The 11,182-nt window shown below is 61.2% G+C and carries 10 protein-coding genes, 1 rRNA gene and 2 pseudogenes; 4 read left to right on the top strand and 9 right to left on the bottom strand.

Annotation, left to right across the window (positions count from 1 at the left end; genetic code table 11):
- Positions 1-142: 142 nt before the first annotated feature.
- The 4 genes and pseudogenes from LDP01_RS14600 to rpmB all read right to left on the bottom strand — a co-directional run bounded on the left by LDP01_RS14600 (position 143) and on the right by rpmB (position 3,363).
- Positions 143-1,666, bottom strand: a 16S ribosomal RNA gene (locus LDP01_RS14600).
- Positions 1,667-2,647: 981 nt separating this feature from the next.
- Positions 2,648-2,953, bottom strand: coding sequence for a 30S ribosomal protein S14 (gene rpsN / locus LDP01_RS14595; protein WP_216927432.1), 306 nt, complete (start codon positions 2,951-2,953; stop codon positions 2,648-2,650).
- Between the two features lie 4 nt (positions 2,954-2,957).
- A complete protein-coding gene (rpmG, locus tag LDP01_RS14590; RefSeq protein WP_003798558.1) occupies positions 2,958-3,125 on the bottom strand; it encodes a 50S ribosomal protein L33 in 168 nt (55 codons plus the stop codon).
- Positions 3,125-3,363: pseudogene (gene rpmB / locus LDP01_RS14585) on the bottom strand (50S ribosomal protein L28). Before rpmB ends, rpmG begins: the two are co-directional and overlap by 1 nt.
- Before the next feature lie 395 nt (positions 3,364-3,758).
- On the opposite strand from rpmB, the gene LDP01_RS14580 reads away from it, so the two are divergent.
- From LDP01_RS14580 to LDP01_RS14570, 3 genes are read left to right on the top strand one after another with little or no spacing between them, the layout of a single operon-like run.
- On the top strand, positions 3,759-5,219 hold the full coding sequence (locus LDP01_RS14580) for a ferredoxin reductase family protein (protein ID WP_224093533.1): 1,461 nt from the start codon (positions 3,759-3,761) through the stop codon (positions 5,217-5,219).
- Positions 5,216-5,665, top strand: coding sequence for an FMN-binding protein (locus LDP01_RS14575; protein WP_224093531.1), 450 nt, complete (start codon positions 5,216-5,218; stop codon positions 5,663-5,665). The genes LDP01_RS14580 and LDP01_RS14575 overlap by 4 nt, the downstream gene beginning before the upstream one ends.
- Positions 5,649-6,470 carry an FAD:protein FMN transferase gene (locus LDP01_RS14570; protein WP_224093527.1) on the top strand — a complete coding sequence of 274 codons (822 nt, stop codon included), beginning with the start codon at positions 5,649-5,651 and terminating at the stop codon, positions 6,468-6,470. Before LDP01_RS14575 ends, LDP01_RS14570 begins: the two co-directional genes overlap by 17 nt.
- Before the next feature lie 24 nt (positions 6,471-6,494).
- On the opposite strand, the gene LDP01_RS14565 is transcribed toward LDP01_RS14570, so the two are convergent.
- Together LDP01_RS14565 and LDP01_RS14560 are read right to left on the bottom strand one after the other, a co-directional pair.
- Positions 6,495-7,259, bottom strand: a complete 765-nt coding sequence (locus LDP01_RS14565) for an SGNH/GDSL hydrolase family protein (RefSeq protein WP_224093526.1) — start codon at positions 7,257-7,259, stop codon at positions 6,495-6,497.
- A 49-nt stretch (positions 7,260-7,308) separates the two neighbouring features.
- Positions 7,309-7,788 (bottom strand): MarR family winged helix-turn-helix transcriptional regulator, encoded by a 480-nt coding sequence (locus LDP01_RS14560; RefSeq protein WP_216927438.1) that lies wholly within the window; start codon positions 7,786-7,788, stop codon positions 7,309-7,311.
- A gap of 68 nt (positions 7,789-7,856) precedes the next feature.
- On the opposite strand from LDP01_RS14560, the gene LDP01_RS14555 reads away from it, so the two are divergent.
- Positions 7,857-8,144 (top strand): YciI family protein, encoded by a 288-nt coding sequence (locus tag LDP01_RS14555; protein ID WP_224093524.1) that lies wholly within the window; start codon positions 7,857-7,859, stop codon positions 8,142-8,144.
- A 16-nt stretch (positions 8,145-8,160) separates the two neighbouring features.
- Here the strand turns inward: LDP01_RS14555 and LDP01_RS14550 are convergent.
- From LDP01_RS14550 to LDP01_RS14540, 3 genes and pseudogenes are all read right to left on the bottom strand, one after another.
- A pseudogene (locus LDP01_RS14550) lies at positions 8,161-8,998 on the bottom strand (SGNH/GDSL hydrolase family protein).
- 310 nt (positions 8,999-9,308) lie between these two features.
- The gene (locus LDP01_RS14545) at positions 9,309-10,361 is read right to left on the bottom strand and encodes a siderophore-interacting protein (RefSeq protein WP_224093523.1); all 1,053 of its coding nucleotides are present in this window, start codon (positions 10,359-10,361) and stop codon (positions 9,309-9,311) included.
- Positions 10,358-11,182: an ABC transporter ATP-binding protein gene (locus LDP01_RS14540; RefSeq protein WP_224093522.1), complete on the bottom strand. Its 825-nt coding sequence runs from the start codon at positions 11,180-11,182 to the stop codon at positions 10,358-10,360. Before LDP01_RS14540 ends, LDP01_RS14545 begins: the two co-directional genes overlap by 4 nt.

Below are 11,182 nucleotides of genomic sequence, written 5' to 3'. Positions count from 1 at the left end.
CCATGCCAAACAAACGTTTGATTCGTTGATATTCCACCCATGAGCACCCACCGCAGAACATACGCCTGCGCAATGGGCAACACTGACAACCACCAGCCCCCGCATGCACGGGAACCGACAACGGTTGTTAGCAGCTCCTTAGAAAGGAGGTGATCCAGCCGCACCTTCCGGTACGGCTACCTTGTTACGACTTAGTCCCAATCGCCGGTCCCACCTTCGACGGCTCCCCCCACAAGGGTTAGGCCACCGGCTTCGGGTGTTACCAACTTTCGTGACTTGACGGGCGGTGTGTACAAGGCCCGGGAACGTATTCACCGCAGCGTTGCTGATCTGCGATTACTAGCGACTCCGACTTCATGGGGTCGAGTTGCAGACCCCAATCCGAACTGAGACCGGCTTTTTGGGATTAGCTCCACCTCACAGTATCGCAACCCTTTGTACCGGCCATTGTAGCATGCGTGAAGCCCAAGACATAAGGGGCATGATGATTTGACGTCGTCCCCCACCTTCCTCCGAGTTGACCCCGGCAGTCTCCTATGAGTCCCCGCCATAACGCGCTGGCAACATAGAACGAGGGTTGCGCTCGTTGCGGGACTTAACCCAACATCTCACGACACGAGCTGACGACAACCATGCACCACCTGTAAACCGACCGCAAGCGGGGCACCTGTTTCCAGGTCTTTCCGGTTCATGTCAAGCCTTGGTAAGGTTCTTCGCGTTGCATCGAATTAATCCGCATGCTCCGCCGCTTGTGCGGGCCCCCGTCAATTCCTTTGAGTTTTAGCCTTGCGGCCGTACTCCCCAGGCGGGGCACTTAATGCGTTAGCTACGGCGCGGAAAACGTGGAATGTCCCCCACACCTAGTGCCCAACGTTTACGGCATGGACTACCAGGGTATCTAATCCTGTTCGCTCCCCATGCTTTCGCTCCTCAGCGTCAGTTACAGCCCAGAGACCTGCCTTCGCCATCGGTGTTCCTCCTGATATCTGCGCATTTCACCGCTACACCAGGAATTCCAGTCTCCCCTACTGCACTCTAGTCTGCCCGTACCCACTGCAGAACCGGAGTTGAGCCCCGGTCTTTCACAGCAGACGCGACAAACCGCCTACGAGCTCTTTACGCCCAATAATTCCGGATAACGCTTGCGCCCTACGTATTACCGCGGCTGCTGGCACGTAGTTAGCCGGCGCTTCTTCTGCAGGTACCGTCACTTTCGCTTCTTCCCTACTGAAAGAGGTTTACAACCCGAAGGCCGTCATCCCTCACGCGGCGTCGCTGCATCAGGCTTTCGCCCATTGTGCAATATTCCCCACTGCTGCCTCCCGTAGGAGTCTGGGCCGTGTCTCAGTCCCAGTGTGGCCGGTCACCCTCTCAGGCCGGCTACCCGTCGTCGCCTTGGTAGGCCATTACCCCACCAACAAGCTGATAGGCCGCGAGTCCATCCAAAACCACAAAAGCTTTCCACCACCATGACATGCGCCAGATGGTCATATCCGGTATTAGACCCAGTTTCCCAGGCTTATCCCAGAGTCAAGGGCAGGTTACTCACGTGTTACTCACCCGTTCGCCACTAATCCCCCCAGCAAGCCAGGGATCATCGTTCGACTTGCATGTGTTAAGCACGCCGCCAGCGTTCATCCTGAGCCAGGATCAAACTCTCCGTTGAAAACAAAAAATCAAACAGACACAACCACACCCACCGGAAATAACGGCGAACACGGCTGCACAAAATTCGAAACCAGCTGAAAACCAAACCACCACACACGGGGGTGCGCAGCAGCCTGGCCATAATTTCAACCAATCAAAAAACAATCGGCATCAACAAACTTGGCACACTATTGAGTTCTCAAACAACAGACACTTACCGGCACCACCCACAACCCCTACAGGGCCACAGGATCGCTCCGGAGCAACTTTTCAAACTTACCCGATCAACCCGATCTTGGCAAATCAACGTTTCCGCGATTCCCGATCCAGGTCCCGGCCCCACCCGGCAACCAGCACGCCCAAAAGCGCACCATATTCCAGGCTGTTATCAAAGGCGGTCGGCCCCCGCAGTTCCCAGCACCAGGCTGTCTCACTCGCGGCGACTCAGAAGACATTACACGCCCACCAGCCCCCACACAAATCCACCCCAACACCACCCAAAAACCGGTCAAAACCGCCCAAACACAGGCCAAACAACGCCACAGACCCTCCAAAACCACCCCAAAACCCCAAAAACCAACCCCAGTGAAGCCCGTCACACCAACCACAACCCACCACCCCGCCGCCAAACACCCACGCCAACCACCGCCGTCGAACACCACACCCCCCAACCCACCAAAACCCCGCACGATCTGAGAGAACGACGCTAAAAAACCACGACTACGTGAGAGAACGATCCCCCAAACCCCGCACGACATGAGAGAACATCCGAAGAAGGCGGCGCTCATCCGGCAGCGCGCGTCCCAAGGGAGGAACGACCGAGCGCGCAGAGGCAGACCGCACCTTCGCGCCAACCACCCAGCCACCCACGCGCCAACCACCCAGCCACCTTCGCGCCGCGCCACCGAGCCGCATTCGGCGCCCACCCACGCACAAACAGCGTTAAACGCAGAAAAGGCCGGCAACCATAACGGTTGCCGGCCCTTTCAGAGCTTCGTGATTACCAGGAAGACTTGGTGATACCCGGGAGCTCACCGCGGTGAGCCATGTCGCGGAAGCGAACACGGGAGATACCGAACTTCTGGAAGGTGCCGCGGGGACGGCCGTCGATCTGGTCGCGGTTACGCAGACGGATCGGGGAGGCGTTGCGGGGCAGCTTCTGCAGGCCGAGGCGTGCAGCTTCGCGTGCTTCGTCAGTCGCGTTGGGGTCAACCAGGGTCTTCTTCAGTTCGAGACGCTTGGCAGCGTAACGCTCAACAATGACCTTGCGCTGCTCGTTGCGAGCAATCTTTGACTTCTTTGCCATGTGTTTAGCGCTCCTCTCGGAATTCGACGTGCTGGCGGATCTTGGGGTCGTACTTCTTCAGGACCAGACGGTCAGGATCGTTACGACGGTTCTTGCGCGTTACGTAGGTGTAACCCGTGCCCGCAGTGGACTTCAGCTTGATGATCGGACGTACGTCCTTGTCCTTTGCCATTAGAGCTTTACTCCTCGTGCCAGGATGTCGGCGACGACAGAGTCGATGCCGCGTACGTCGATTGTCTTGATGCCACGGGCTGACAGGGTCAGCGTGACGTTACGGCGCAGGGACGGAACCCAGTAGCGCTTCTTCTGAATGTTCGGGTCGAACCGACGCTTGTTGCGGCGGTGCGAGTGCGAAATGCTGTGTCCAAAGCCCGGCTCGGGCCCCCGGTCACTTGGCAGTGTGCTGCCATGACTCTCCTCCAAAGATTGAATGTAACGGTGTGCAGATGTTCCTGCGTTACCGTGCGACAGGCAGCGTTCGCGTCCGATCCATACCATTTCGGTAGTTTCCGCATCAAGTACGGCGAAGAAGGTTGGGCCTCAGAACCGGTCAGTGATAAACACTGGAACAGATCCTGGGATACCGGGCGAATACAGGAATGCACGCAACTTGAGCCCCTAACTACCGGCCATCGGGATGTCAGTCAGACTGACCTCACCGCCAACCGGAGCAATTGCACACGATCCGCACTACCTAGCGCCTAACTATTCTACGGGCCAGGCCAAATTAAGACCAATCAGGAATCATAAGCCCTCGCAAGCCCTTTCACAGCAGAACGAAAGGATGCCTGGCGAGTCTTGGATCATGACATCGCTTCTTTCACGTGTTTCGGGTGCTGAACAGTCCGCGGCGCCGGGCCCACGGACACCGCCGGCCGCCGTCGAACCCTTCCAGGGGCAAGCCCGACGGCGGCTGGCCCGGGCTGACATTCTGGGTTTCCTTGGGTGGGTGTCCCCGGTGGCCGCGGTCGCCTTGTGGCTCGCAGACGGCGGCGCAGGCGGGTTCTCCTCCTTTGCCAGTGGCGCGACAGGCCTGGGAATCGTGGCTGGTTTGGTCGGCATGGACGTGGTCCTCCTCATGCTGCTCCTGGCGGCCCGGATCCCGCTGATCGACAACACAATCGGCCACGACCGCGCTCTTGAGATCCATAAATCACTGGGTAAGCCGGCGCTTTACCTGCTGCTGGCACATGGGATCCTCCTGGCGGTCGGCTATGGCGCCGCAGAAGGCCTCGACCCCATCAGCGAATCGGTGTCCCTGTGGGTCAACGTCCCGGATATGTGGCTCGCGTTCGTCGCGATGGCGCTGTTCCTCGCCGTGGTCGTGACCTCGTTAGTGGCGGTGCGACGAAAGTTCCCGTACGAATTCTGGTACGTAATCCATCTCCTGACCTACGCAGCAGTGGCAGCGGCCATCCCCCACCAGTTCAGTGTTGGCGGACTCTTTGCCGAAGGAACCTGGCAGCGCTGGTATTGGCTGGCTTTCTGCATCGGGACGGGCGCGGCGCTCCTGTTCTTCAGGATTTACCTGCCACTCGCTGCGACAGTCCGGCATCAGCTCACGGTCAGTCGTGTAGTCCGTGTTGCACCTGATGTCTTCAGCATCGAAATGACCGGACTGCATCTGGAAAAGCTGGCTGGCAGCGGCGGGAGATTCTTCATCTGGAGGTTCCTGGCTCCCGGGTTCTGGTGGCAGCCGCATCCCTTCAGCCTATCCGCGGAGCCACTCCCCGCTACGGGCACTGCCGTGGGCAAACTCCGTATCACCGTCCGAAATCTAGGCGACGGATCGGCCCGGCTTGCCCGCCTCAGGCCCGGCACCAGGGTCGCCCTTGAGGGACCCTATGGGATGTTCAGCACCGCCGCCCGGTCCCGCAACAGAGTGGTGATGATCGGCGCCGGCATCGGCATTGCTCCTCTGCGGTCGCTGTTGGAATCCACGCCTTTTGAGCCTGGCAATGCAACGGTCCTGCTGCGCGGACACGACGAATCCGAGCTCTTCCTTGGTCAGGAAATCATGGCCCTTTGCCAAGCCCGCGGCGCGACCCTCTTCCACCTGACCGGCCCGCGCTCCGCACGCCCCAACGCATGGCTCCCCGAATCAGCCGTCCAAGCCGGGTTCACACTCCGTTCCTATATCCCGGACGCGGCCAACGCCGACGTCTACGTCTGCGGCCCTGCTGGCTGGGCCGGCAAGGTGGTCCAGGACGCACAGGCCGCCGGGGCACCTGCAGAACAACTCCACTACGAAAGGTTCGACTGGTGAGAATCCGCGCAGCGATGGCAACGGCCCTGGCGTCCGCGGGCATACTGCTCGCAGGCTGGCAATCAGGAGCTCATGTTGCCGAAACAACCACGTCCACAACAACAAGCCTGAGCAGCAGCATGTCGGCCGGCAGTTCAGCGGCGAACGGCAGCACCGCGGAAAGCACGACGGCGGCAACGTACGACGGCGCGTCGGTCCAGACCCGCTTCGGCACGGTTCAGGTCCAGGTGACTATCCAGAATGGCAAGATCACCGAGGTCACACCCCTGCAACTCACCGATGCGGAACGGAAGTCTGCACAGATCAGCAGCCGGGCAGCACCTGTCCTGCGATCCGAAGTCCTGCGGGCCCAGTCAGCCAACGTCCAAACTGTCAGTGGCGCAACAGTCACCAGTGAGGCCTATCTGACCTCCCTCCAGGCGGCCCTCGATGCAGCCAACTTTTAACGGCGAACAGCTCCGTGCGCGTACGTTCCGCAGCATGGGCACTGTGGTGAGCCTGACCGTGGCGAGCGGAACCTCCGCCCAAACCGGCGTCGATGAGCTGCAGTCCGCCGTCGACGTCGTAGGGGAAATATTTACGCAGCTGGACCTGACGTTCAGCCTTTACCGGGAAGGATCTGAGGCAAGCCGGCTGGCCCGTGGCGAACTGACGTTGGCTTATGCCTCGGAGCGAATGCAGGAGCTCTATGCCGTGGCCTCGGAATGGCGCGTGGAGACCGAAGGTGCGTTCACGGCCGAGCGACCGGACGGTGCGTTGGATCTTTCCGGAATCGTCAAAGCCCACGCCATGCGCGAAGCTGCACTGTCCCTGGGTGCCCTCGGCCTGCACAATTGGTGCCTCAACGCCGGCGGGGACGTGCTGGTAAGCGGATCACCGGAGCCGGTGGACTCCGGGTTTGAAGAACCCAATCCGTGGCTGGCCGGCATCGTTGATCCGTTTGACCGCCGGAAGCTGCTCAGTACATACCGCCTCAGTGCCTCGGCGGAACGCGGAGTGAGGGCCCTTGCAACGTCAGGCTCGGCGGAACGCGGGGAACACATTTGGACCGTCGGTGCAGTGCGGCCGGAGTTCGTTCAGGTTTCCGTCGCGGCACAGGACATTGTCACGGCCGACGTCCTGGCAACAGCCATCGTCGCAGGCGGACCGCAAACCCTGGATCACGCTGTGGAGAAATGGGGCGTCGACGTGCTCGCGGTTGGCAGGACCGGAACGCTGCTCGCCACACCCGGTTTTCGTAGCGCGGGCTGAGCGAGTTCTGCTCGCCCGGCTTAACTACACCGGGCGGATCAGAGCCGGATACTTCGGGCTAAGCCCATCGCCCGAGGACGTACCCCGTACACGGCGCACTACCCACGGGCCGGCGAATTCCCGGACCCATCGCGCGTTTGCCCGAATAGCTTCGGATCGGTTCAGCGTGGGAAGCGGTGCGAGCTCCGGGACTTCGAGCACATGCTCATGCTCGAGGACGTCCAGCACGCGCTTGGCCATATTGACGTGGCCCGCCGTCGACATGTGCATCCGGTCCTGCGCCCACATCCGGACGTCGTAGTATTCATCGAACCGCCAGTAATCCACCAGCAGGGCACCATGGTTCTCGGCGATTTCGCGGAGCAGTTCGTTGTAGATCGCGGTCCGACCACGCATCGTGCTGAAAACCTTCGAACCGCGGGCGTCAAGGCCCGTGAAGAGCACAACGGTGGCGCCGGTCGCGCTTAACTTGGCGATGCCGGCGTCGTAATCCTCCAAAAGCGAGTCAATATCGATCTTGGGCCGCAGGATGTCGTTGGCACCGGCATACATCGTCACCAAAGTGGGCTTCAGCGCGACGGCCGCGTCCACTTGTTCCGCCATGATTTGGCGGAGCTTCCTGCCGCGGATGGCGAGGTTGGCGTAGCCGAAGTCCTCGTTGCTGTGGGCCAGCTGCCGGGCAACGACGTCGGCCCACCCGCGGACGCCGTTGGGTCGCGTTGGGTCGTCGTCGCCAACGCCCTCAGTGAAGGAATCCCCCAAGGCAACATAACGGGCAGAAAAATCCATGCCGTCAGTCTGCCATTAGGCGACCGCTACCTACAAAGCACGGACAAGGCTACGATTCGCGCAGGATCCAATGGTTATTGTCCAGCCTGGAGACAATCTTCTCGCCGATGCGCGCGAGGTCCGCGACGTCGTCGGGCGAGAGTGAATCGAGCATCAGCGCCCGCACGGACTCAACGTGACCGGGGGCCAGTGCCACAATGGTGGACATGCCGGCCTCGGTCAGGTGGGCGACGGTGACGCGCGCGTCGCCGGGGTGTGCCTGACGTTCCACCCAGCCGCGCTTCTGGAGTTTGGTGACCACGTGCGACAGGCGCGACAGCGAGGCACTGGTCCGGGCGGCAAGCTCGCTCATGGGCAGGTACCTGCCCTCGGTTTCCGAGAGCATCGCCAGCACGTTGTAGTCGAACAGCGACAATTTTCCAGCAGACTGAAGCTGCGTATCCAGCGCCGAGGGGAGCAAGGTATTGATGCTCAAGAGGGCCAACCAGGCACGGCGTTCGTCGGCATTAAGCCAGCGGGGTTCAGTCATGGATCCATCTTAGGAGAATTAGCCGGTTGCCCCGGCCTTGCTGCAGCCGCAAACGGTAGGCTGGCGGAATGTTTGTTGTCGCCTTGACCTACAAAGTTCCCGACGAAATCGTCGATTTCCACCGTCCAGCCCACATGGCCTGGCTTAAAGACGCGTTCGACGCCGGCGTGTTCCTTGCGTCGGGACGTCGCGTTCCAGCCACGGGCGGCGTGCTGCTGTCAAAGGTTGACCGGGAAACCCTGGATAACTCACTGGCCAAAGACCCGTTCTTCAGCAACGGCGTGGCCGAGTTCGAGATCATCGAATTCACGGCCACCACTGTGGCCGACGGCTACGAGAACCTGCTCGAGAAATAAGGCCTGCTGGCTGCCTTCACTGCGTGGCCTGCTGGTTTTCGACCAGTTTCTTCAGTCCGCCCTTCCGGGGGACTTTCACAGGCTGGGGCCAACGGGGATTCAGGGAGTCCCCCAGGGTGATGCCGCGGAGTTTACGTCCAAAGAGAGGCAGAACCCAGTCGTTCACCCAGCGCCGCTGCCTGCGTTCCCATTCGCGCATTGTCATTCTTTGGGGTGGGTCCCATTGCTTCGGAGAAATCTTGTGCGGGACGTTCAGATGGTCAAGGACCTGGGCGGCAAGATATTTGTGGCCGGCCTTGGACATGTGAAGCCGGTCGGGAGCCCACATCCGCGAATCTTTGTAGGCGTCGAAGCACCAGTAATCCACCAGGATGGCCCCGTACTTTGCGGCCACATCACGGACCTTTTGGTTGTACATCGTGTTGCGCTTCTTGAACGGTTCCAGGACGGCTGAGACCTTCACGTCAAAACCGGTAAAAAGGACCACCGTGGGCCCCGGTGCCAGCAAGCCGGGCGACCAGCAGTTCATAGTCGTTGAGGAGCGCGTCCATGTCCGTGCCAAAGTCCAGGATGTCATTGCCACCGGCATAAAGCGTGATGAGCGTTGGTTCCATGGCGAGGGCAGGTTCGAGTTGTTCATCGATGATGTGCCGGAGCCGTTTGCTGCGTACGGCGAGATTCGCGTACTCCCATCCAGGCTGCGCTTTGGCCAATTTCTCGGCGACACGATCTGCCCAGCCGCGTACCCCGTTAGGCAAAACCTTGCTCGGATCCCCCACGCCCTCGGTGAAGGAATCGCCAAGGGCGACGTACCGCCGTCGTCCGCTGTCCCCAGCCGCGCAACCATCCCGCATCCAGACAACGCTACCCACCCCCGGTTACTCCCCAACCAACCCAAAGTGAACAGGTCGAGCGGGAAGTGAGAGAGCATCCCCAAAAAACCAGCGGGAAGTGAGAGAACAAACCGAATAAACGGGCGGGAAGTGAGAGAGCAAACCGAAAAAACGAACGGGAAGTGAGAGAGCATCGGAGGGTGAGGGACGCACGGGGCCGGTTGGCGGTCATCCGGCAGCGTGCGTCAAAGCGACGAAGGAGCAGCACGCAGAGGATGGCCGCCAACCGGCCGGACCCAAGCGGCCGACCCAGCCACGACGCCAAACAGCCTTAGCCCTCTGCCTTGCCGCGTCGCCAGTAGCCCATGAAAGCAACCTGCTTCCGATCGATTCCGACGTCCCGCACCAGGTACCGCCGCATTTCCTTGATGACGAACGCTTCCCCGGCGATCCAGGCGTAGAAGGGCAGCGCACCGGCAGGCGAAGTGGGGTTCTTGGTGGCTTCGATGGCGGCAGTGTCCATGCGTTGCGGGGTTTCCCAGAGGATGTCCTGGTCCACGTTGACGTCTTCGGGTTCGGGACCGGCAGCTTCGGATCCCTTGATTCCTACCCAACCGGGGACGGGAACGGCCTTGGCGACGGCTTCTTTGAGGAGTTCGCCATGTGGGCGGGAGCGCCCAATCGCTGCGCCGCGGGCGAGCCAGGTGATTTCGACGTCGGCAGGTGTGCTGATGTCCTGGAAGTCGCCGGCTTCGGGTACTTCAAGGAATGCGTGGCCGGTCATGTCCGCGGGCAGGCTCTCGAGGATGGCGCTGATTGCCGGCACTGCTGTCTCGTCTCCGGCGAGCAGGACCCTCTGGGCCAGCCCGGGCCGCCATTCGATGCCGCCGTAGGCACCGGCCGTGGTGCATTGGGCTGCACGGTTGTTCGGGCCGATGATGGTGAGGGCGTCACCTGGCGTCGCCGCGACAGCCCAGTTGGCTGCGGGTCCGCCATGGCCTGCGTCGTCAAAGTGCATGACAAAGTCGATGTCGATTTCGGGGTACACGGCGTCGAGTCGCTCAGCCCTGACCGTGTAAGTGCGCATGGCTCCCCGGACGGAAGTATCCATGGCCAACCATTCCTGGTACCACCCGGCTTCTTCCATCTTGAATTCGGGCAGGGGGATCTGCTGTCCTTGGGCGTCGAATGAAGGAATCATCAGCTTCACGCGCAGGTCCAAGGTATCCCCTGCAACGCCGAAGCCCCGCAGCGAGTAGCCACCGAACGTGATCCGCCGGAAATTCGGGCTCAGGTCCTGCACGGCCGAGACCGTGACGTCGAAGGCAAGGGTCATGGGTTCCACGCTGGCGCTCGCTTGGGTCCGTGTTGGTTGTGCACTCATGAGGCGATCTCCAGTTCGTTGGTTGAAACGGGCTGTGCGTGATGGCGTCCGATGGGGACAATGAGCGGTGTTCCTGAGATGGGGTCTGGAACCACGCGGGATTCCAGGCCAAAGACGTCGTAGACCAGTTGCTCGGTCACCACAACGGGTGCGGGTCCTTCGGCCACAATGCATCCGCCCTTCATGGCGATGACGTGGTCGGCGTAGCGCGCGGCGAGGTTGAGGTCGTGGAGCACGATCGCCACGGTGGTGCCCCGGCTGCGGTTGAGGTCCGTAACGAGGTCCAACACTTCCACCTGGTGCGCAAGGTCCAGGTATGTGGTCGGCTCGTCAAGCAGCAGCACGTCAGTTTCCTGCGCAAGGGCCATGGCAATCCAGACGCGCTGGCGCTGTCCGCCCGACAATTCGTCGACGCTTCGCTCTGCGAGCTCCAGCGTTGCGGTGGCTTGGAGCGCCCGCTGCACCGCGGCGTCGTCGGAATCGCTCCAACTCCGGAAGAAGCCCTGGTGCGGATACCGGCCCCGTCCCACGAGGTCGCGCACGCTAATACCGTCCGGAGCGGTGGGGTGCTGCGGAAGAAGGCCCAACGTCCGGGCGAGCTCACGGGCGGGTCGGGAATGGATGTCCTTGCCGTCGAGGGTCACGGCCCCGCCGGCGGGCTTGAGCAGCCGCGACAATCCACGGAGAAGCGTGGATTTACCGCAGGCGTTTGCGCCCACGATCATCGTGACTTTACCCTCGGGGATTTCCGTGGTGAGGCCCTCAACCACCTTGCGCTGCTCGTATTGGAGTGTCAGGTCCTTGGCTTTAAGCATGGCCAT

This window comes from Arthrobacter sp. StoSoilB13, from assembly GCF_019977255.1.
Classification (GTDB): Bacteria; Actinomycetota; Actinomycetes; order Actinomycetales; family Micrococcaceae; genus Arthrobacter.
This window is presented reverse-complemented; position numbering and strand designations above follow the sequence as displayed.